Origin of the sequence: Bacillus sp. FSL K6-2819, from assembly GCF_038008305.1 — a bacterium.
Classification (GTDB): domain Bacteria; phylum Bacillota; class Bacilli; order Bacillales; family Bacillaceae; genus Bacillus; species Bacillus amyloliquefaciens.
Genome location: NZ_JBBOYV010000001.1, coordinates 303463 through 325834 on the forward strand (window position 1 = coordinate 303463; position 22372 = coordinate 325834).

Here is a 22372-nt window from a genome sequence, read left to right on the forward strand (position 1 = left end):
ACTTTTTCATTCCTTAGGAGGATTTCGCCGAAGATGAACGCAAAACGTGCCATTCCCGTAAGAGAAAGAAATATCGTACTGATCGGATTCATGGGTGTCGGAAAGACAACAATCGGCCAGCTGGTCGCTAAAAAATTATACAGAGATTTCATTGATATTGATCTGCAGATTGAGAAAGATTTCAATATGTCCATTCCCGAAATGTTTGAGAAAAAGGGTGAAGCCTTTTTCAGACAGACTGAAAAGGATTATATATTAGATATTTGCCGCAATACGAAATTCAAGATCGTGTCGCTTGGGGGCGGTTCGTTTAAACAAGAGGAAATCAGGCAATGCTGCCTTGAAAACTGTCTCGTGCTCCATCTTGATTTGTCATGGGAGAATTGGAAGCAGCGGGCTGACCTGCTGATTGAAAGCCGTCCGGTTCTGCATAACCGTTCCATGGAGGAAATGCAGCAGCTCTTTAACGAGCGCCAAAGCATCTATGATAAACATAATTCAAAAGTCGCGACGGATAATCTGGAACCTGAAGAAATTGCCGATTATATCGTCGAAACGTTAAAAATCGGCTGGGACCTGTATCAGCCGATGTAAAAAGAGCCGTGACGCTGTGAGCGCACGGCCGTTTTTCTATTTTAAACAAACGTTTGATAAAAAGTGAATGCGCCCGCCGATTATTTATAAAAATGTTTAGAAAATAAGTGTGAAATCGTGTTAAGATAGAGTCAGAAAATTAAATCTTATAAAGCAAAGGGGAATAATCGGATATGCAATTATACGACTTGCCGCTTGACCAACTGCAAACCTATAAACCAAATAAAACCGCACCTCATGACTTTGCGGATTTTTGGGCATCATCATTACATGAGCTTGCAAAGGAAAAGGCAAAGCCTGAATTGACGCCTGAAAGCTATCCGGCTGACGGCGTTAAAGTATTCCGGCTGAAATACCGGAGCTTCGGCAAGGCGGAAATTGAGGGATGGTACGCCGTTCCCGACCGAAAAGGACCGCATCCGGCCATCGTGAAATATCACGGCTACAACGCGAGCTATGACGGGGACATCCATGATATCGTGAATTGGGCGCTGCACGGATATGCTGCGTTCGGCATGCTTGTCCGCGGCCAGCACAGCAGCACAGATACAAGCGTCTCACCGCACGGACACGTTCCCGGCTGGATGACGAAAGGAATTTTAGATAAAGATACATATTATTACCGCGGAGTGTACTTGGACGCCGTACGGGCTCTGGAAGTCATCAGCGGCTTTGACGAAGTCGATGAAACGAGAATCGCCGTTATCGGCGGGAGTCAGGGAGGCGGGCTTTCAATCGCCGCGGCGGCACTATCCGACATTCCGAGAGCGGTTGCAGCCGATTATCCTTACTTAAGCAATTTTGAGCGGGCGATTGATGTCGCTCTTGATGAGCCGTATCTTGAGATTAACTCCTTTTTCAGAAAAAACGGCAGCCCGGAGACAGAGAAGACCGCGATGAATACACTGGCCTATTTTGATATCATGAATCTGGCAGACCGCGTAAAGGCTCCGGTTCTCATGTCCATCGGACTGATTGACCGCGTGACTCCGCCGTCTACGGTATTTGCCGCTTACAATCATTTAGAAACAGAAAAAGAATTGAAGGTTTACTGGTATTTCGGCCATGAGTACATACCTTCTTTCCATACGGAAAAGCTGGCCTTTCTGAAAGCGCATCTGAAAGGCTGATAAAAGCGAAAAGCCCAAGTTTTACATTTGGGCTTTTTTCATGAATGATGACGGAAAAGGACGGATACAAATGAAACAAAGGATCATCGAAGAATTAAAACGAATTGAGGCACAGCACGACGTTAAGGTGCTTTACGCCGTAGAATCGGGAAGCCGCGCATGGGGATTTCCGTCAAGCGACAGCGACTACGATGTACGGTTTCTCTATGTGCCGAAAAAAGAATGGTACTTTTCCATTGAACCGCATAGGGATGTCATAGAAGAGCCGATCCATGACATGCTTGACATCAGCGGCTGGGAATTGAGAAAAGCGCTGCGGCTCTTTAAAAAATCAAATCCGCCTCTTTTGGAATGGCTCTCTTCTGAGATGATCTATTACGAAGCTTTCTCGGCGGCTGAAAAGCTCCGAAAACTGAAAACCCGCGCCTTCTCGCCCGAAGCCGGCATCCATCATTATCTCAATATGGCAAAACGGAATGAAAAAACGGAACTGCGGGGCGGTGAAGTGAAGATTAAAAAGTACTTTTATGTCCTGCGGCCTCTCCTCGCCTGCAGGTGGATTGAAACGTTCAGCTCCGTGCCTCCGATGTCTTTTCCCGTACTGGCGGATGCCCTATTGACGGATGAATCGCTCATTTCTGAAATCAATTCTTTGCTTACAAGGAAAAAAAGCGGTCAGGAACTGGCTCCGGAACCCAAAAATACGATCATTCACGCGTTTATAGAAGAGGAAATAGAACGCATCGGGCTATATGCCAAAACGATAAAAACGCCGAAATCCGATATAACGGAAGAATTGAATCAGCTATTGATTCAGACCGTCGAAGAGGCGTGGGAGCAAAAAGACGGAAATTGACGATTTCTGTCATTTCCGTCCGCCTTTTTTCGGCATAAACCGCCTGCTCTCTAAGAAGCTGATTGTGGTAAAACCACAAAAATTTATCAGAATCTTTGTATTTTTAGAATATTGTGAGAGGATGTTTTGTCCATTTACAATAGACTCATACAAATACTTCTTAGATTGCGGGGTGTTAAGGTTGGAAGTGATTACAAGAGATTTTTTCTTATTTTTGTCCAAGAGCAGCTTTCTCAATAAGATGGCGAGAAACTGGGGAAGCCGCGTGGCAGCCGGCAAAATCATCGGAGGAATGGATTTCCGCAGTTCTATCCCGACAATCCGACATTTGAACAGCCAGGGGCTGTCTGTTACTGTCGATCATTTAGGGGAATTTGTCAACAGCGGTGATGTTGCAAAGGAGCGCACCGAGGAGTGCATGCAGACCATCGCTTTAATCGCTGATGAACAGCTGAATTCCCAAGTGTCATTAAAAATGACGTCTTTAGGTCTTGATATAGATCTCGATCTCGTCTATGAAAATATGACGAAAATCCTCCAGACAGCGGAAAAACATAAAGTCATGGTGACGATTGACATGGAGGATGAAACGAGATGCCAGAAAACGCTGGATATCTTTAAAGACTTCCGAAGCCGGTATGAATACGTAAGCACCGTGGTACAGGCTTATCTGTACAGAACGGAGAAGGATCTTGATGACCTTGGCCCGCTGAACCCGTTTCTGCGCCTTGTCAAAGGAGCCTATAAAGAATCGGAAAAGGTGGCCTATCCTGAAAAAAGCGACGTAGATGAAAATTATAAAAAACTCATCCGCAAACAGCTTTTAAAAGGACATTATACGGCAATTGCCACGCATGACGACAAGATGATCGATTTTACAAAGCAGCTTGTCAAAGAGCACGGCATTCCGAACGACCGCTTTGAGTTTCAGATGCTGTACGGCATGCGCTCGCAAACCCAGCTCAGCCTTGTGGAAGAAGGATACAACATGAGAGTCTACCTGCCTTACGGCGATGACTGGTACGGCTATTTCATGAGACGGCTCGCTGAACGCCCCTCAAACATCGCATTCGCCTTTAAAGGAATGACAAAGAAGTAAAAAAAGGGAGAGATGACAATGACTACACCTTATAAACACGAACCATTCACGAATTTCCAAGATCAATCAAACGTTGAAGAATTCAAGAAAGCGCTTGCGACTGTAAACGAATATCTGGGAAAAGATTATCCGCTCGTCATCAACGGTGAAAAAGTAGAGACGGAAGCAAAAATCGTATCCATTAACCCTGCAGACAAAGAAGAAGTCGTCGGAAAAGTGTCAAAGGCATCTCAGGAGCATGCCGAGCAGGCAATCGAAGCAGCCGCTAAAGCGTTTGAGGAATGGAGATACACATCCCCTGAGGAAAGAGCGGCCGTTCTGTTCCGCGCGGCTGCCAAAGTCCGCCGCAGAAAGCACGAATTCTCCGCCCTGCTCGTCAAGGAAGCGGGAAAGCCTTGGAACGAAGCTGATGCGGATACGGCGGAAGCCATCGACTTTATGGAATACTACGCGCGCCAGATGGTTGAATTGGCAAAAGGCAAGCCGGTCAACAGCCGCGAAGGCGAAAAGAACCAATATGTCTACACACCGACAGGCGTAACGGTCGTCATTCCGCCATGGAACTTCCTCTTTGCAATTATGGCGGGAACGACAGTGGCACCGATTGTAACGGGCAACACGGTCGTTCTTAAACCGGCAAGCGCGACACCTGTCATCGCGGCAAAATTCGTAGAAGTGCTTGAAGAATCAGGCCTTCCGAAGGGCGTTGTCAACTTTGTGCCGGGAAGCGGAGCGGAAGTGGGAGACTATCTCGTCGATCACCCGAAAACAAGCATCATTACGTTTACGGGATCACGTGAAGTCGGTACGAGAATTTTCGAACGCGCGGCAAAAGTGCAGCCGGGGCAGCAGCATCTGAAACGCGTCATTGCTGAAATGGGCGGTAAAGATACGGTTGTTGTTGACGAGGATGCGGACATTGAATTGGCGGCACAATCCATTTTCACATCAGCATTCGGCTTTGCGGGACAAAAATGTTCTGCCGGATCCCGTGCGGTTGTGCATGAAAAAGTATACGATGCCGTTCTTGAGCGTGTCATCGAAATCACTGAATCAAAAGTGACGGCAAGCCCTGACAGCGCTGACGTGTATATGGGCCCTGTCATCGACCAAGGCTCTTACGACAAAATCATGAGCTACATTGAAATCGGAAAAGAAGAAGGCCGTTTAGTCAGCGGCGGCACCGGAGATGATTCAAAAGGCTACTTCATCAAGCCGACGATCTTCGCTGACCTTGATCCGAAAGCCAGACTCATGCAGGAAGAGATTTTCGGTCCGGTCGTCGCGTTTTCTAAAGTGTCAAACTTTGATGAAGCGCTGGAAGTGGCAAACAATACCGAATATGGTTTGACAGGAGCGGTTATCACAAACAACCGCAAACATATTGAACGGGCGAAACAGGAGTTCCATGTCGGCAACCTGTACTTCAACCGCAATTGTACGGGAGCGATTGTCGGCTACCATCCGTTCGGAGGCTTCAAAATGTCCGGAACGGATTCAAAAGCGGGCGGCCCGGATTACTTGGCCCTTCACATGCAGGCGAAAACAATCAGTGAAATGTTTTAAGCGGGACTGAATGGGCACCTCCTCGCGGGGGGTGTCCATTTCACCATAAACATATAAAACGGAGGAGGAAATGCCATAGCAAACATTCAGTTGATTATTTCCATTTGTATTTATATGGCGGGAATGCTGTTTATCGGTTATTACGCCTACAGACGGACGTCAAATCTGACGGATTATATGCTCGGGGGGCGTTCTTTAGGCCCTGCCGTGACAGCGCTCAGCGCGGGAGCGGCGGATATGAGCGGATGGCTCTTAATGGGGCTTCCGGGCGCCATGTTTTCAACGGGGCTAAGCGGCGCTTGGATTGTCATCGGACTTGTGCTCGGAGCATGGGCGAACTGGCTTTTCGTGGCACCGAGACTGAGAACGTATACCGAAAAAGCGGGAAATTCCATTACCATTCCGGGTTTCCTTGAAAATCGTTTCGGCGATCACACGAAGCTTCTCAGGCTGTTTTCGGGTCTTGTCATTCTCGTTTTTTTCACATTTTACGTATCATCCGGCATGGTATCCGGAGGCGTCTTATTCAAAAGCATTTTAGGATTGAATTACCACACGGGGCTGTGGGTCGTGACAGGCGTCGTTGTCGCCTACACCTTGTTCGGAGGCTTTTTGGCGGTAAGCTGGACGGACTTTGTCCAAGGGATCATTATGTTTGCGGCGCTTATTCTCGTGCCGATTGTGACAATTTTTCATACGGGCGGCCCGGGAGAAACCGTTGCCGATATCCGTTCAGTCAACCCGGAACTGTTTAATATGTTCAAAGGAACGACCGTTCTAGGCATTATTTCTTTATTTGCGTGGGGGCTCGGCTATTTCGGTCAGCCGCATATTATTGTGCGCTTTATGGCGATCACATCTGTGAAAGAGATCAAACGCGCCAGACGGATCGGAATGGGATGGATGATTTTATCTGCACTCGGCGCTCTGTTTACGGGGCTCGCGGGAATCGCGTATTACCATCAGCGCGGATTGAAGCTGGCTGATCCGGAAACCATTTTTATTCAGCTCGGCAATATTCTGTTCCACCCGATTATTACGGGATTTCTCATTTCTGCGATTTTGGCTGCCATTATGAGTACGATTTCGTCTCAGCTGCTCGTTACGTCCAGTTCTTTAGTGGAAGACTTGTATAAATCCATGTTCAGGCGTTCGGCTTCTGATAAGGAACTCGTATTTCTGGGGAGAATGGCAGTACTTGCGGTGTCCATCATCGCATTGGTGCTCGCATGGGAGAAAAACAACACGATACTTGGCCTTGTCAGCTATGCATGGGCGGGATTCGGCGCTTCATTCGGGCCGGTCGTACTGCTCAGTTTATTTTGGAAACGGATGACGAAATGGGGGGCACTCGCCGGCATGATTGCGGGAGCGATTACCGTAATCATTTGGGCGAATGCCGGTCTTTCAGGCTTTTTGTACGAAATCATTCCGGGCTTTGCTGTAAGCCTTGCTGCTGTATTTGTCGTCAGCTTATTGACACAGGCTCCGTCAAAAGATGTCACAGATCAGTTTCATGAGTACCGTGATACACTTTCTCAATAAAAGCAAAGAACGAGAGGAAGAAGGGACCGCCCTTTTTCCTCTTTTCATGATACAGGCCTCCGGATAATACTATTTTGGGAATATATGAATTTTTTTCTATACAAAAAGTCACCCCGCAGAGTATGATAAAGATAAAAAGAGCATAGGAGAAATAGGTATGGAAGAGCTTTTAGAGAGAGTTTTTTCATTTACGGACATTGATAAATTAATTGATTTCATCAGTTATGAATTGCAGAAGCCCGTCATTCTGGAAAGCGCGGATTTCTTTTTGCTTGCCTATAATTCTTATTACATTAATCACTTCGACTCCGCCAACCAGCAGACGATCTTCTCAAAAAAATGCCCCGTGCAGATTTTTGAAAGGTTTCTGAAGGACGGGGTAATCGAAAAACTGAAAACCGTTCCTGAACCGTTCCGTGTTGAAAAAATAGACAGTATCGGCCTGAATCAGAGAGTGGTTGTAAGCGCTAAACATAAAGGGGAAGTGATGGGTTACATCTGGATTCAGGAGCTCGACCGCAACCTGACGGACGAAGAGCTCAACTTTTTATATGAAACATCATTTCATGTCGGGAAAATCATCCATAAAACGAACCGGGTGAAACAGGAAAAGGAAGAGAGAGCGGAAGACCTTGTGAAGCGGGCGATTTTTCAGCAATTCTCCTCTGAAAAGGAGTTCAGGCGGGAGGCAGAAAAGATGAACGCCGTGCTGCCGTCGGTCTTTTCAGTAGTCGTCCTCCATGCCGCAAATGGAGATGGGGAGGCAGTCGAAGATGTGAAGGAAAATATCAAATCGTACTTGAATTTGCGAGATAAAGTGAGTCATGTTTTAACCATCGATTCCAATATTGTCATCGTCGTCGCAAGCTTCTCGCAAAAAAGCTCCGGCACTTCGGCAGCATCTGAATTCATCCACAAACTGCTGACTCATTTTCACTTTCAGAAGATCCCCACTCCAATTTATATCGGAATCGGCAATGAATACAGCAGCATCCTGAAGCTCGGCAAAAGTTATATAGAAGCCCTTGAAGTTATAAAGGCTGCCGAAATTACCGGGAACCAGGAAAATATCCCGTATGAATACAGTAAGCTCGGGATTTACCGTTATCTTGAAAGCATCGAAGAAAAAAACGCCTCACTGGAATATGTAAACTATGATTTAGCTTTATTAAAAGCCAAAGACAGAGAAAGCAGTACCGAACTGCTGAAAACATTAGAAATCTATCTCCTCAATAACTGCAAAACAAAACCAGCCGCAGAACAGCTTTTTATTCATCAAAACACATTGAACTACCGTATCAAACAGATTCTTGACATGACTTCAATTGATTTAAACGACTTCAGAACAAGGTGTCAGCTGTATCTCGATATTATGCTGATGAAAAAGAAATAGAAAAGAAACCAGTCGCCGTACTGGTTTCAGCTTTAATCCCTCCCGCCTGTCAACTCTCACTGAACCGCGCTTGTGAATCTCTCCTTTTCCGTGATGAGAAATGAATAAACACCGCTCCCCGATGTATGTTATACTTTTTATTGATATTGATTCTCAATTAAAACTTTTTAAGTATAGATATAAACGGGAGGCAGAATAATGGCGGAAAATCATGAGGTGTATGACGTCACGATTATAGGCGGAGGCCCGGTCGGCCTGTTTGCGGCTTTTTATTGCGGGATGCGCGAGCTGAAAACGAAGGTGATCGAGTTTTTGCCGCGGCTCGGAGGGAAAGTGTCTATGTTTTTCCCTGAAAAAATCATCCGTGACATCGGCGGAATACCGGGGATCACCGGGGAACAGCTGATTAAGCAGTTGAAGGAGCAGGCGGCGACATTTGAGCCGGATATCGTGTTGAATCAGCGGGTGACCGGATTTGAACGGCTGGAGGACGGAACCATTGTGCTGGAAAGTGCCGAAGGGGAAAAGCACTATACACGCACCGTGATCTTGGCGGTCGGCATGGGGACGCTGGAGGTCAATGAACTTAACAGTGCGGATGCGAGCCGATATTCAGGGAAGAACCTTCATTATAAAGTGGAGAAGCTGGATGCGTTTCAAGGTAAGCATGTCGTGATTTCCGGAGGGGGAGATACCGCGGTTGACTGGGCGAATGAGCTGGAACCGATTGCGGCGTCTGTTACCGTTTTGCACCGCCGTGAGGAGTTCGGCGGCTTGGAAAGCAGCGTCGCGAAAATGAAGCGGTCTTCCGTGCGGGTGCTTGCGCCGTATCGTTTGAAGCATATTAACGGCACAGGAGAACGGATCGAAAGCGTCACCGTTTGCCAAACTGAGTCCGGCCTTTCTGAAGACATCAAGCTTGATGAGCTCATTATCAACCACGGGTTTAAAATTGATCTCGGTGCGATGAAGGATTGGGGGCTTGAGATTGAAGAAGGCAGAATTAAAGCTGACAGACATATGCGGACGAACCTTCCGGGGGTGTTTGTTGCCGGTGACGCTGCGTATTATGAAAGCAAACTCAGATTGATAGCCGGCGGTTTCACTGAGGGGCCGACCGCCGTCAACAGCGCCAAAGCATATTTGGACCCGCAGGCGGATCATATGGCGATGTATTCAACTCATCATAAAAAATTGGTGACACAATAAAAAGGGACTGACCTCCGCTGTTGGGCCGGGGGTCAGATAAAGCGCATCAGCTGTGAAGGAGCACTTCTTTCATTTCATTTCGTATAAACGCAAATAATTGTTCCTGATTTTTCACGGCGGTAAATCCGTAACCGGCGGGCACGTCTTCGCCCATGCAGACGACAGGAGGGCGGTTTGCCGACGGGTTCGGTGATATGCCGATCTCTTTTCCCGCGCTGATCAAATGCTGAGCGGCTTCTTTGTCCGGACAGATAATCATTTGCAGAGGGGACTCACTGATCGTGCGTTCGATCATGGAAGTGAACCGCTCATCTGCAATATGTTCATGGGTGACATAAAACGGGCATGATTCTGAGTCTGGCATGTTTACTGCCGCTTGACGGCTCCCTACAATGAGTGAATGCGGAGAATCACTTTGATATTCTGATAGGAGGAAGCCCCGTTTTTCAAGTTCCTTCTGTGCCGCTTCAGTCGCTGCATTCAGGTTTGCGGTCACCCGGCGGATGTCGATTTGGTTGAAAGCCAATGTGTCAAAGAATTCACAGACGGCAAGGCGTGATGTGAAAAAGATATGTTCAAAGGTGCCGATCTGTTTTAGGATGGTTTCGTTGACCGGCATTTTTTTAATGATCCGCTTCGGCCATTCGATAACATCGGCGCCATACTCCCGCAGCTTGTCTGTCAATGTATGTTCAGCATCGCCATGGGTGACCACCATGATATGCCGGCCGATGAACGGTTTGCTTTCAAACCAGCTATGTGTTTGAAAATTCACGATATCTCCGATGACAATAATGGCAGGGTTGGTGATTTTACGGCTTTGTACTTTTTCATGGATATCGTGAAGCGTTCCTTTTATGCTCCGCTGCCGCCCCCATGTTCCCCATTGAATGACGAGTACAGGGACGGAAGGGGATTTTCCGTACTCCATAAGCTTCCGGCATATAAATGACAGATTTTTAACGCCCATGTAAAACACAAGCGTTTGAACGCTTCTGGCAAGCCCTTCCCAGTCAAGATTCGGCCTGCCTTGTAATGATTTATCATGAGCGGTAATCATGGCGAAGGACGAAGCGAAATCACGATGGGTGACAGGGACTCCCGCATACATCGGCGCTGCGATTCCCGAGGTGATGCCGGGCACCATTTCGTAGCGGATGCCGTGCTGATGAAGCGCCTCTGCTTCTTCGCCGACTCTGCCGAACACACTTGGATCTCCGCCTTTCAAGCGGACTACGGTGAAGCCCTCCGCCGCTTTTTCAATCAGCAGGGCATTGATCTCCGACTGTTTCATAAAATGGCGGTCGGGCAGCTTTCCGCAATAGATGAACCGGCATTCCGGTGAGGCATATTCAAGAAACTTTGGGTTTGCGAGCCGGTCATACAAAATGATCTCCGCTTTCTCCAGAGCCTGTTTTCCTTTTACGGTGATCAGCCCCGGGTCTCCGGGTCCTGCACCGACAAAATATACGATTCCGTTTTTCATGATGGCTTCATCCCTTCACAATTTAAAAAATGAAGGACCACTTGAAAAAGTGATCCGGTTCTTTGATCAATACAGGAGGTATACATTCTCTCCTTCGATCAATGTATCGTATGTTTTGATACAGCCATGATCCGGCTCTTGGACTTTTCCGTCTTCTAAGGAGATTTTCCAGTCATGCATCGGGCAGAAAACGTATTCTCCGCTGATGATGCCTTCAGCCAGGACGCCGCCTTTATGAGGACAGCGGTTTTCCACGGCTCGGACGCTTCCGTCGGAAAGCTTAAATACGGCAAGCTCTTTATCTTCTACATATACGGTTTTTCCTAATTTCTCAGGTAATTCGTTTAATCTGCCTATGCAAACCTTTGTCATATCTTTATTAACCATGTCCGTTCCCCCTCACTGTTTGTTCTGTCTTTATGAAGTCGTGACGACATTTTCGAATAAATCTTTAGAAGCTTTTTTATCATTAAGGAAGTATTGCCACGGATCTTTATGGACAGAGAGTGTCTCATTCATTCTGTCATTGAGCTCCTGCCGTTTTTCCGGATCGTTTAACACGGATTGGACATGAGATAAACCGACGCGCTCCAGCCATGCGGATGTACGCTCCAGATAGTTTGCCGTTTCTCTGTAGTACTGAAGGTAAGCACCAGCGTATTCTAAGACTTCTTCATTTGTTTTCACTTTCATCAGCAAATCACCGGCGCGCAAATGAGTTCCGCCGTTCCCGCCGACATAAAGCTCCCAGCCGCCGTCGATGCCGACGACGCCAAGGTCTTTAATACCGGACTCCGCACAGTTCCGCGGGCAGGCAGACACGGCCATTTTGACTTTATGAGGTGTATTGAGCCCTTCGAATTTTTTCTCCAGCGCAATGCCCAGTGCCATGGAGTCTTGCGTGCCGAAGCGGCAGAATTGTTCGCCTACGCACGTTTTTACCGTGCGGAGCGTTTTTCCGTACGCGTAGCCTGACGGCATATCAAGCTCGGCCCATACTTTCGGAAGATCTTCTTTTTTCACGCCGATGAGATCAATTCGCTGGCCGCCGGTCATTTTCACGAGCGGGATTTCGTATTTGTCGACGACATCGGCGATCTTGCGAAGATCTGTGGAATTGGTCACACCGCCGTACATCCGGGGAACGACGGAGTATGTTCCGTCTTTTTGAATATTGGCGTGCATCCGTTCGTTCACAAATCGGGAAGTTCTGTCATCCTCGTACGTAGCCGGATTGATCATGCCTAAGTAGTAGTTGAGGGCAGGCCGGCATTTGGAGCAGCCTTCCGGCGTTTTCCAGCCGAGCACGTTCATGATTTCTCTCGTATGTGACAGCCCTTTGGCTTTGATTTCTTCTACGACTTCATCTCTCGACAATGAGGTGCAGCCGCAAATCGCTTCTTTTTGCGCGGATGCGTCAAATTCTGATCCCAGTGTGTATTGAAGAATGTCTTCAACGAGCGGTTTACAGCCTCCGCATGAGCGGGATGCCCCGGTGCATGCTTTGATTTCGTCCGTGGATGTGCAGCCTTTTTCCTGAATGGCTTGAATAATCGCGCCCTTTGATACGCCGTTGCAGCCGCAGATGATTTCATCGTCGCTCATCGCCGCGGTCATACTTGTACCTGCTTCCTGATCAAGAGGCTGTAAAATTGATATTTTGGAGGTTTCGGAGATATCGGCTTCTTTTTGAATCATTGAAAACAGGCGGCCGCCCTCGCTGCTGTCGCCGAATAAAACAGCACCGACAATTTGATTTCCTCTCAGGACGATTTTTTTATAGATGCCATCCTGTTCATCGAACACTTTAATCGCTTTTTTGTCCTCTGATTCGTTAAAGTCACCGGCAGAGAACACCTCGACACCTGATACCTTTAATTGAGTGGAGAGAACGGAACCTTCATACGGTTTTGTTTCGATGCCGCAAATATGCTTTGCGAGCACTTTCGCCTGTTCATAGAGCGGCGCCACAAGTCCGTATGCGATTCCGCGGTGCTCGGCACATTCGCCGACCGCGTAAATGTGCGGGATTTCAGTTTGCATATAATCATTGACAATGATGCCGCGGTTAACCGGAATGCCGCTTTCTGCGCCAAGCTGTGTATTCGGGCGGATGCCGACGGCCATGACGACTAAATCAGCTTCAATGATTGTGCCGTCTTTAAAGCGTACGCCTTCAACACTGTCAGTGCCGAGGATTTCTTCAGTTTGCTTTTCAAGTAAAAAGGTCATGCCCTGTTTTTCTAATTCGTTTTGCAGCAGGCGTCCTGCCGCTGCATCAAGCTGGCGTTCCATCAGGAATGGGGCGAGGTGGATGACGGACACGTCCATGCCGAGATTCAGCAGTCCCCGCGCGGCTTCCAAACCCAGCAGTCCTCCGCCGATGACGGCTGCTTTTTTATATTGTTTTGACGCGGCGAGCATCGTGTCTGTATCTTTAATATCCCGGAAAGCAGTGACACCTTGTTTATCCGCGCCCGGAATCGGTAGGATAAAAGGTACGGAGCCTGTCGCCAGGATGAGTTCATCGTAAGGCTGGATTCTGTCTGCATCTGTGATGACGGTTTTGCTTTCCGGGTTCACTTTGATGACTGTTTCACCGGTATGCAGCTGAATGTTGTTTTCTTTGTACCAGTCCCAATCGTTTAACGTAATATCTTTAATATCTGTATCGCCTTGCAGCACTTTTGACAGAAGGATTCGGTTATAGTTGGGATGAGGTTCGGCCCCGAATATCGTAATCTCGAATTCGTCTTTTGAAACACGCAGTATTTCTTCAATTGCTCTTACCCCGGCCATTCCATTTCCAACAAGGACTAGCTGTTTTTTTCCCATCAGATGATCCGCTCCTTATCTATGTTTTTTTTAGCGTAGCACAGCAAAAACAAATATTTAAGATGCATGTTATGAAATGTAACAAAAAATACGAAAAAATCTAAAAATTTTATGAAAAATTATATGGGGCTGATTCGTACGGCGCACATCTTAAAACCGGGCATTTTACAATCTGCTGTTTATCGGAATGATGGCGCTCGGCATGGGTAACGGAGCGGTATTTCAGCTTGTCCCGCAGCACTTTAGAAAAGAAATCGGAATGGTGACGGGAATCGTCGGGGCGGCCGGCGGCATAGGCGGTTTTTTTCTTCCCAATATTTTAGGGTCATTAAAGCAGGTGACGGGATCTTATGCTATCGGCTTTATCTCTTTTTCATGTATCGCATTGCTTGCGTTTGTGCTTGTTCTCGCAGCAGGTTATTATTGGAGAAAAAGCTATGGCACTGAAAGCAGCCATGCGGATGTTTAAGTTTGAGCGGAAGACACGTGTGACAGCGTGTCTTTTTCATGATGTATAACTTTTACTTGATTTTAAACGGAGAATACAGCAGAATAAATAGTAACGATTGCGATTTAAACTGATGTACATAATAATTGAAAAGAGACGGGTATGTATCATAAATCGTAATCATTCTATTTTATCAGGAGGATATGTTCATGAAAAAAATTCCGGTTACAGTATTAAGCGGCTATCTTGGTGCTGGAAAGACGACTGTTTTGAATCATATTTTACAAAATCGCAACGGTTTAAAAATTGCTGTCATCGTCAATGACATGAGCGAAGTAAACATAGACGCCGGCTTGGTGAAGCAGGGAGGCGGCTTATCACGGACAGATGAGAAACTTGTGGAATTATCCAACGGCTGTATCTGCTGCACGCTGCGTGAGGATCTATTAGTCGAGGTCGAGAAACTCGCCAAAGACGGCAGGTTTGATTACATCGTAATTGAATCAACAGGGATCAGCGAACCGATTCCCGTTGCCCAAACATTTTCTTACATAGATGAAGAAATGGGCATTGATCTGACAGCCTTCTGCAAGCTGGACACAATGGTGACTGTGGTGGATGCAAACCGCTTCTGGCATGATTTCCAGTCCGGTGACAGCCTCCTTGACCGTAAGGAAGCGGCGGGAGAAGAGGATGAACGAGAGATTGCTGATCTATTAATTGATCAAATCGAGTTTTGTGACGTTCTCATTTTAAATAAGCGCGACATGGTGGGCGAAAAAGAGCTTGAACAGCTTGAAACAGTTCTTCGTGCATTACAGCCCCGGGCCAAGCTGATCCGATCCGTCCGCGGAGAGGTGTCTCCCGAATGCATATTAAATACCGGTTTATTTGAGTTTGAGGAGGCAAGTTCATCTGCAGGATGGATAAAGGAGCTGACGGCAGGTCATGAGGCGCACACTCCGGAAACGGAAGAGTACGGAATCACTTCGTTTGTGTACTCGCGGCGTCTGCCGTTTCATACCGCTCGTTTTGACAGCTGGCTGCATCAATCAATGCCTGACAACATTGTACGCGCAAAAGGAATTGCATGGTGCGCAACCCGCAACAGCCTTGCGCTGCTGATGTCTCAGGCAGGTCCGGCAGTCTCGATTGAGCCTGTTTCTTATTGGGTGGCGGCGATGCCGAAACTTGAGCAGGAGCAGATCAAACAGCAGGAACCGGAAATTCTGGAGGATTGGGACGCTCAATTCGGAGACCGCCATACGAATCTGGTGTTTATCGGAACTGATTTAGATCAAGCAGCCATCACAAAGGAATTAGATCAGTGTCTGCTGACACCGTCTGAGTTCGATTCTGACTGGTCGCAGCTTGAAGATCCTTTTCAATGGGACATTCAGCGGGCTGAATAACATACCGGCCAAGTTTAGAAGCGGGTGAGAAGGGAAGGAGTGATGAAAAAGGAGCTGACCAATGTGAAAGCACTGACATACCAAGGGAAAGAACATATGGAAGTGAAAGAAGTCCCGGCACCCTCCATTCAAGACGAGAGAGATGTCATCGTTCGAATCACCGCAACCGGGATTTGCGGTTCAGATCTTCATTTATATAAAAACGGAATCCCCGCCGATCCGGGTTATATCGTCGGACATGAGCCGATGGGAATCGTTGAAGAAACGGGCAGTCAAGTCAAAAGGCTGAAAAAAGGCGACCGCGTCGTGATCCCTTTTAACATCGGCTGCGGTGAATGTCATTATTGCAAGCACCAGATGGAAAGCCAGTGTGATGAATCAAACCCAAACCCTCATACAGATGCCGGCGGCTTATTCGGTTTCTCGGAGTTTAACGGTAATTATCCCGGCGGGCAGGCTGAATATTTGCGTGTTCCTTTTGCTGATTTCTCTTCTTTTCTGGTTCCGGCAGACAGCGGGCTTGAAGATGAGCAGGTGCTGCTTCTGTCAGATGTCATGCCGACCGCCTTTTGGAGCGTCCAGCACAGCGGAGTGAAAAAAGGAGACACAGTCGTTATTCTGGGGTCCGGGCCGATCGGTTTAATGGCGCAAAAATTCGCTTGGAAAAAAGGAGCAAAACGGGTCATCGCAGTCGATCAAGTCCCGCACCGTCTTGAACATGCGCGACGCACAAACGGAGCAGAGACCTTCAATTTTTCAGAACATGATGAGATCGGAAAACTGCTGCATGAGCAAACGTCAGGGGGCGCGGATGTTGTGATTGATTGTGTCGGAATGGACGGTACGCCGCTTTCAAAAGAAAAAGCAGAGCAAAAGCCGAATCAGTTCGGAACCATCAGTCCGATTCTTACAGCGTCAGAAGCCGTTAAGAAGTTCGGAACAGTTCAGCTCACAGGCGCATATATTTCTGAAGCGGACGGTTTTCCGCTCGGTGATTTTTTCACCCGCAACGTCTCTTTAAAAATGGGGCAGGCACCCGTTATCCATCTGATGCCGATGCTGTATCAAATGGTCGAACAAAATGAAATTGATCCGACGGATATCATTACGCATAAAATGAGTCTTGCGGAAGCCCCTGCTGCATATGATATATTTGACAAAAAAGAAGATGGCAATATTAAAGTGATTTTGAAGCCATAGCGAGGGGAAACACAATGAATATTTACAGACCGGCAGGATTTTGGATCAGATTGGGAGCCTTAGTACTCGACTATTTAATTACTTCAGTGCCTCTGGCGATTATTTTTATGCTGGCAACAGGAAAAGATCCGAATGATAGCACAATGATCAGCATCATTTTGACTCTTTATTCTCTTTTGCTCCCAGTTTACTGGAACGGTTACGTTATCGGCAAAAAGATTTGCGGTATCCGCATTGTCAAAAAAGACGGCACTCAGGTAGGCTTTCTTACTATGATTTTAAGAGTGCTTGTGGGCGCTTTAATATATGGCGTGACGTTTGGAATCGGTGTGATCGTGAGCGCCTTCATGGTCGGAATGAGAGAAGACAAACGGTCAATCCACGATTTTGTAGCAGGAACGTATGTCACATACGCGCTGCCGGATGAATCGATTGAAAAGAGCGAATAATTTCGCTCTTTTTTTTTGCATAAAAACTGGATGAAGGCACAACATATTACAAACGTTAAAGGAGGAAAGAGTCATGAAAAAAGCTGCGTTATCATTGGCTGCGTTTTTCATTACGGCAATGGTTTTCACAATGCCGGCACACGCCGCTGAAACGAAAATGCCTTCAACAATGTCACTTACGCAACAGCAGAAAAAAGAAATTGAATCACTTGAAAAAGAAATACTCGAAAAACGCAAACATGTCATTTCCAAATATGTTGAGTACGGCGTCCTGCCGAAAGAAAAAGCAGAGCATATTAAACAGCATATGGACAGGCACTTTAATATGATGAAACAAAACGGCTTTATTCCAAAGCCTCCCCCTCATAAACTGGAAAAACGGCATCATCATTCTTAAGCATCCGGCAAGTCGGATGCTTTTTTGTTTTTATCGGGATTGCTTTGAAACGCGTTTCATAACGTATGATATTAATATCATACGCATCAGGAGGATGAAAACACATGATACATGAAAAACCGGGTCTTTTCCCTGATACATTTCTATGGGGGTCAGCTTCAGCTGCCTATCAGGTTGAAGGAGCCTGGAATACAGACGGTAAAGGCCCTTCAGTATGGGACTTTTTCACAAAAATACCGGGTAAAACATTTAAAGGCTCAAACGGTGATACAGCAGTCGGCCATTATGAACGTTATAAAGAAGATATCGCCTTGATGGCAGAGATGGGTTTGAAAGCTTATCGCTTTTCTGTCAGCTGGCCGAGAATTTTTCCGAAAGGCAGAGGGGAAATCAACGAAGCAGGGATCGCATTTTATGAAAACTTGATCGATGAATTGATTTCTAACAATATTGAGCCGGTGCTGACTCTCTATCATTGGGACTTGCCTCAGGCGCTGATGGATGAGTACGGCGGATTTGAATCAAGGAAAATAATTGATGATTTTAATAATTACTGCGTTGCGTTATACAAAAGATTCGCCGGAAAGGTGAAGTACTGGGTCACGTTAAATGAGCAGAATTATAATTTTCATAACGGATTCATTACAGCTTCACATCCACCCGGTGTAAAGGACAGAAAACGATTTTATGAAGCGAATCATATCGCATTTTTAGCTAATGCCAAAGCAATTGAATCCTTCAGAAAATATGTTCCTGACGGCTTGATCGGCCCGAGCTTCGCATATTCACCGGCTTATCCGCTGACAAGTCACCCTGAAGACATAACTGCATTTGAAAACGCAGAGGAATTTATGAATCATTGGTGGCTTGATATGTACTGCTGGGGGACTTATCCGCAAATTCCTTTCAGCTATTTAAAGGAAAAGGGCTGGGCGCCTGCCATTGAAGCCGGCGATATGGAGCTGCTGGCAAAAGGCAAGCCGGATTTCATCGGTGTTAATTATTATCAGACGATTACGTATGAAAGAAATCCTCTTGATGGTGTATCGGAGGGGAAAATGAACACGACGGGGCAGAAAGGGACAAACCAGGACACAGGTATACCGGGACTGTTTAAAACGAAAAAGAATCCTGATCTTGTGACGAGCAATTGGGATTGGACGATTGACCCGACAGGCCTGCGCATCGGCCTCCGGCGTATAACGAGTAGGTATCAGCTTCCGGTTTTTGTTACAGAAAACGGGCTGGGGGAATTCGATAAAATAGAAGAAGACGGCTCGATTCAGGATGACTACAGAATCGACTATTTACGCTCCCATCTTGAACAGTGCAGAGAGGCCATCAGTGACGGAGTTAATCTCATCGGCTACTGCAGCTGGTCATTTACGGATCTGTTAAGCTGGCTGAACGGCTATCAAAAGCGCTACGGCTTTGTATATATCAATCGTGATGAAGAAGACGAAAAGGATCTGAAACGGATCAGGAAAAAAAGTTTTTATTGGTATCAGAATGTAATTGAAACAAACGGTAAGAGTTTATAAAAGTTCCCTGAGAGAAATATGATTCTCTCAGGGATTTCTTTTACATTGCGGCCGCATCAATAATATACGTATCTGCATGAAGATCGGATATTTCGGCAGGCACTGAATAACAGGTAAGGCTGTATCGGCCTTTCGGAAGATCGAAGAAAAGCCTTTTTGACATCACGCTTTCAATTTCAATCCCATCTTTTACAGCCTCGAAGGGAACAGTCGCTTTTTTCTCATAGGATGGCACCGGCTCATTTGTGTTCAGCCTCAGGACGATAAATGCCTTCGTATTTCTCCCTGCTTCAAATGAAACAGCATCGTCAGCCTCCGCGTATCCTTTTTCAATGGCTTCATCGGTCCAATCGATAACAGGCGGTTCTGAATCTTTTTGGAAGATTGTAAATTGATGATAAGAAATGGTCAGTTCTTGCGGTTTCCATGATTTAATCAATGCGCTGTTCCTCCTGTTTTTTACTTGATTTTAAATAATACTCTCGTTCCGTCTGGATCATTGGTAAGCTGGTGTCCGACCCAAGAGCCGGCTCCGCGGTTGTCTGCCGGAGAAATATATTCTACGGAGGCATTATTTCCGCCCTGTTTACAAACCGCCATCGGCCATTCATCCCTATCGTATCCTGTTTTTACAGGCACATGTTTAAGAGATTGTTCACGCCGCTTATGTACTCCGTCTCTGTCAATGGTGCATATGCTGGAATGTCCTTCTTTTATCGCGTCCTTAATATGCTTTGCTGTTTCCGGATATCGATCGGACGGAAATAGGATTACCTTGTCGTAATCACTCTTCTGAACGGTCTGCTCGTTATCTGAGAAAATATCACCCTTGATCAGGGCCGCGACTGCTCCGGCAATGATGATAAGAACAAGCAGCAGTGCTTTTAATGTTTTCAAGAGTATCAATCACCTCCAGTTTTAAATTGCTGTGAAGCTGGTCCAAGAATAAAGCAGAATCGTCCCGCTGTAAAGCTGTTAAAATATATTTTTCAGCCGCAATTCTGCTGAATATCTGTAAAACCGTCCGTACAAATCCGCTTTATCCAATAAAAAACCGATCAGAAAGTGTTTTTTGCCGTTTCTCTATTCAGAAATGAATGATTGCGGCCGTCTGAATAATTGGCTATTATAGCGATAAGCTCACCGGCAGGGTAATTCGTCGGCGAGTTTCCGCCCCGTGACGGTTTGTAATTCTGCGCGACGGAACGATAAAAAGACGGCCATCTTATAAGAAGGCCGTCAGCATGTCATTCCAGATTCGCATGTTTTGTAAACATATCTGCCGAATTCAGTTCTTTTTTCTCCATGATTTTTAGGATAACCGCATCATAAAACAGCAGAAGAGTTTGTTCGAATAAAGAACCCATCGGCTGAATCGTCTTTCTGTCTCCGTCTGTCTCTTCCTTAGGAGAGCCTGGGATCGTTATCGTGAGATCCGCAAGTTTGCCGAGACTCGAGGCGGGGTTAATCGTTAATGCAGTGATGATGCCGTTAAGGCTTTTGGCTTTTTCGGCTGTGTGGAGGAGACTTTTTGTTTCTCCTGAGCCGGAGCCGATGATGACGAGACCGCCTTCTTGGAGGGGAGGGGTAAGCGTCTCACCGACAATGTAAGCGTTCAGTCCGATATGCATCATCCTCATGGCGAACGCTTTAGCCATAAAACCGGAACGGCCGGCTCCGGATGTGAAGATCTGATCTGCCGATAAAATCTGCTCCGCAAGCTTGTCAGCTTCACTGTCGGCTATTAATGATGCGGTACGGGATAATTCATTCAGGATGTCATGTAAGTATTCAGTCGTTTTCATGATCCTTGTGTGATCAGCTGTTTCATTTTTGAAGCAGCATCCGCTTTATCGTCAGCGCCCGTAATCCCTCCGCCAACAATGATTAAATCCGGGTTTTGTTTGATGGCTTCAGGAAGCGTATCAAGTTTAATGCCTCCGGCAATTGCGGTTTTTGTGTTCTTGACCGCTTTTTTAATCGCCGTCAGTTCCCCGAATGAATTTTTTCCTTCTGCTTGAAGATCATAACCTGTGTGAACACAAATATAATCAACACCGAGTTGGTCAATTTCTGTTGCCCGTGTTTCAAGGTCTTTTACGTTAATCATATCGACGAGGATTTTTTTCTGCTGCTTTTTTGCTTCAGAAACCGCCCCTTTGATCGTTGAGTCATCTGTTGCCCCTAAAACGGTGATGATGTCGGCTCCCGCTTCTGCCGCTTTCATAATCTCGTAACCGCCCGCATCCATGATTTTAAGATCAGCAAGCACTTTCAGATGAGGAAAGGCCTCCTTCATTTGCTGTACGGCTCTCAGTCCTTCATTAATGACAACCGGAGTGCCGATTTCAACAACATCTATATATTGTTCGACCTCTTTCACAAGTTCAATTGCTTCAGGAATATTCACTAAGTCTAATGCGAGCTGTAATTCCACTTTATATCCACTCCTCTTCTTAATGTATTTACATTCTATAGAGCGTCCCGCATGTTGAGAAGTACGCACTTTGAAGTCTAATAGTTACCTTGAGGATACTGTCCCCGCAGGCAATGCGCTTTGTTTCAGCAAAACTGCGTGGTAGTATAAACTGATGAAAGCTCTGTGAAAAAGTAAGTGTGTATTAATAGATGATGAACATACGAAAAGTCAGAGGAAGGAGAGTTGTCCGTGAGCCGAATGGATAAGAAGACGTTTAATTGCGAAAAGGAATTGACGCTTGCCGTGATAGGCGGGAAGTGGAAAATGCTGATTATGTGGCACTTGGGGAAAGAAGGAACGAAGCGGTTTAATGAGCTGAAAGCTTTAATTCCTGATATTACGCACAAAATTCTTGTGAATCAGCTCAGGGAGCTGGAGCAGGATCTGATCGTTCACAGGGAAGTTTACCCTGTCGTCCCTCCGAAAGTGGAGTACTCTTTAACGGCGCAAGGAGAGAGCCTTATGCCGATTCTGGACGCCATGTATAAGTGGGGAAAAGAATATATGGAATTAATCAACATTGATAAAACTGCAATTAAGGAATCTTTTTGAAGCGCTCTATGTAAAATAGAGTGCTTTTTTTTGCGGGTTAATGAAATCATATTGCGAACGGTTGAACCTCCTGTTTCGGTTCTTGCGCTTTTTTTCTTGTATCGGCTTACATATGTTAACTTTTTTCATTCTGCCATAATGGGATATTCGGCAGATTTTATACTATAGTTTAAAGATTTTT

General features: G+C 46.3%; 21 protein-coding genes and 1 pseudogene. 15 read left to right on the plus strand and 7 right to left on the minus strand.

The annotated features are described in order from the left end of the window. Window positions 1-33 precede the first annotated feature (33 nt). The 8 genes from MHH91_RS01660 (at window position 34) to MHH91_RS01695 (ending at window position 9392) form a co-directional block, all read left to right on the plus strand. A complete protein-coding gene (locus MHH91_RS01660) occupies window positions 34-594 on the plus strand; it encodes a shikimate kinase (RefSeq protein WP_013350951.1) in 561 nt (186 codons plus the stop codon). 173 nt (window positions 595-767) lie between these two features. Then, window positions 768-1724, plus strand: a complete 957-nt coding sequence (gene cah, locus MHH91_RS01665; RefSeq protein ID WP_014471416.1) for a cephalosporin C deacetylase — start codon at window positions 768-770, stop codon at window positions 1722-1724. A gap of 70 nt (window positions 1725-1794) precedes the next feature. Further along, window positions 1795-2580 carry a nucleotidyltransferase domain-containing protein gene (locus MHH91_RS01670; RefSeq protein ID WP_013350953.1) on the plus strand — a complete coding sequence of 262 codons (786 nt, stop codon included), beginning with the start codon at window positions 1795-1797 and terminating at the stop codon, window positions 2578-2580. Between the two features lie 187 nt (window positions 2581-2767). Continuing rightward, window positions 2768-3679, plus strand: coding sequence for a proline dehydrogenase family protein (locus MHH91_RS01675; protein WP_088030667.1), 912 nt, complete (start codon window positions 2768-2770; stop codon window positions 3677-3679). Between the two features lie 18 nt (window positions 3680-3697). Next, the gene (pruA, locus tag MHH91_RS01680) at window positions 3698-5245 is read left to right on the plus strand and encodes an L-glutamate gamma-semialdehyde dehydrogenase (RefSeq protein ID WP_014469720.1); all 1548 of its coding nucleotides are present in this window, start codon (window positions 3698-3700) and stop codon (window positions 5243-5245) included. Between the two features lie 90 nt (window positions 5246-5335). Continuing rightward, entirely contained in the window at window positions 5336-6790 is a 1455-nt protein-coding gene (gene putP, locus MHH91_RS01685; RefSeq protein ID WP_013350956.1) for a sodium/proline symporter PutP, read from the plus strand. Between the two features lie 157 nt (window positions 6791-6947). Continuing rightward, window positions 6948-8183 (plus strand): PucR family transcriptional regulator, encoded by a 1236-nt coding sequence (locus MHH91_RS01690; RefSeq protein WP_013350957.1) that lies wholly within the window; start codon window positions 6948-6950, stop codon window positions 8181-8183. A 198-nt stretch (window positions 8184-8381) separates the two neighbouring features. Further along, the gene (locus tag MHH91_RS01695) at window positions 8382-9392 is read left to right on the plus strand and encodes an NAD(P)/FAD-dependent oxidoreductase (protein ID WP_013350958.1); all 1011 of its coding nucleotides are present in this window, start codon (window positions 8382-8384) and stop codon (window positions 9390-9392) included. A 46-nt stretch (window positions 9393-9438) separates the two neighbouring features. Here MHH91_RS01695 and cobA read toward each other — a convergent pair whose 3' ends face one another. The 3 genes from cobA to nasD all read right to left on the minus strand — a co-directional run bounded on the left by cobA (window position 9439) and on the right by nasD (window position 13713). Continuing rightward, window positions 9439-10878, minus strand: a complete 1440-nt coding sequence (gene cobA, locus MHH91_RS01700) for a uroporphyrinogen-III C-methyltransferase (protein WP_013350959.1) — start codon at window positions 10876-10878, stop codon at window positions 9439-9441. 66 nt (window positions 10879-10944) lie between these two features. After that, the gene (gene nirD, locus MHH91_RS01705) at window positions 10945-11265 is read right to left on the minus strand and encodes a nitrite reductase small subunit NirD (protein ID WP_013350960.1); all 321 of its coding nucleotides are present in this window, start codon (window positions 11263-11265) and stop codon (window positions 10945-10947) included. A gap of 30 nt (window positions 11266-11295) precedes the next feature. After that, a complete protein-coding gene (gene nasD, locus MHH91_RS01710) occupies window positions 11296-13713 on the minus strand; it encodes an NADPH-nitrite reductase (RefSeq protein ID WP_013350961.1) in 2418 nt (805 codons plus the stop codon). Window positions 13714-13885: 172 nt separating this feature from the next. Here nasD and MHH91_RS01715 point away from each other — a divergent pair. The 6 genes and pseudogenes from MHH91_RS01715 to MHH91_RS01740 form a co-directional block, all read left to right on the plus strand. Beyond that, window positions 13886-14182: pseudogene (locus tag MHH91_RS01715) on the plus strand (MFS transporter); the annotation flags it as partial. 188 nt (window positions 14183-14370) lie between these two features. Beyond that, a complete protein-coding gene (locus MHH91_RS01720; RefSeq protein ID WP_013350962.1) occupies window positions 14371-15573 on the plus strand; it encodes a GTP-binding protein in 1203 nt (400 codons plus the stop codon). A gap of 63 nt (window positions 15574-15636) precedes the next feature. Continuing rightward, complete coding sequence (locus MHH91_RS01725; RefSeq protein ID WP_014469722.1) at window positions 15637-16773, plus strand: zinc-dependent alcohol dehydrogenase; 1137 nt, start codon at window positions 15637-15639, stop codon at window positions 16771-16773. Between the two features lie 14 nt (window positions 16774-16787). Next, window positions 16788-17222: an RDD family protein gene (locus MHH91_RS01730; protein ID WP_013350964.1), complete on the plus strand. Its 435-nt coding sequence runs from the start codon at window positions 16788-16790 to the stop codon at window positions 17220-17222. Window positions 17223-17295: 73 nt separating this feature from the next. Further along, window positions 17296-17619 (plus strand): YckD family protein, encoded by a 324-nt coding sequence (locus MHH91_RS01735; protein ID WP_013350965.1) that lies wholly within the window; start codon window positions 17296-17298, stop codon window positions 17617-17619. A 104-nt stretch (window positions 17620-17723) separates the two neighbouring features. Beyond that, window positions 17724-19160 carry a glycoside hydrolase family 1 protein gene (locus MHH91_RS01740; RefSeq protein WP_013350966.1) on the plus strand — a complete coding sequence of 479 codons (1437 nt, stop codon included), beginning with the start codon at window positions 17724-17726 and terminating at the stop codon, window positions 19158-19160. Between the two features lie 40 nt (window positions 19161-19200). Here MHH91_RS01740 and MHH91_RS01745 read toward each other — a convergent pair whose 3' ends face one another. The 4 genes from MHH91_RS01745 to hxlA all read right to left on the minus strand — a co-directional run bounded on the left by MHH91_RS01745 (window position 19201) and on the right by hxlA (window position 21597). Next, window positions 19201-19599, minus strand: a complete 399-nt coding sequence (locus MHH91_RS01745; RefSeq protein ID WP_013350967.1) for a competence protein ComJ — start codon at window positions 19597-19599, stop codon at window positions 19201-19203. A 20-nt stretch (window positions 19600-19619) separates the two neighbouring features. Next, on the minus strand, window positions 19620-20057 hold the full coding sequence (locus tag MHH91_RS01750; protein WP_013350968.1) for a NucA/NucB deoxyribonuclease domain-containing protein: 438 nt from the start codon (window positions 20055-20057) through the stop codon (window positions 19620-19622). A gap of 350 nt (window positions 20058-20407) precedes the next feature. Next, the gene (gene hxlB, locus MHH91_RS01755) at window positions 20408-20965 is read right to left on the minus strand and encodes a 6-phospho-3-hexuloisomerase (protein ID WP_013350969.1); all 558 of its coding nucleotides are present in this window, start codon (window positions 20963-20965) and stop codon (window positions 20408-20410) included. Continuing rightward, window positions 20962-21597 carry a 3-hexulose-6-phosphate synthase gene (hxlA, locus tag MHH91_RS01760; protein WP_013350970.1) on the minus strand — a complete coding sequence of 212 codons (636 nt, stop codon included), beginning with the start codon at window positions 21595-21597 and terminating at the stop codon, window positions 20962-20964. The genes hxlB and hxlA overlap by 4 nt, the downstream gene beginning before the upstream one ends. Window positions 21598-21828: 231 nt before the next feature. Between hxlA and MHH91_RS01765 the strand changes: the two genes are divergently transcribed. Next, window positions 21829-22191 carry a winged helix-turn-helix transcriptional regulator gene (locus MHH91_RS01765; RefSeq protein WP_013350971.1) on the plus strand — a complete coding sequence of 121 codons (363 nt, stop codon included), beginning with the start codon at window positions 21829-21831 and terminating at the stop codon, window positions 22189-22191. Window positions 22192-22372: the final 181 nt, after the last annotated feature.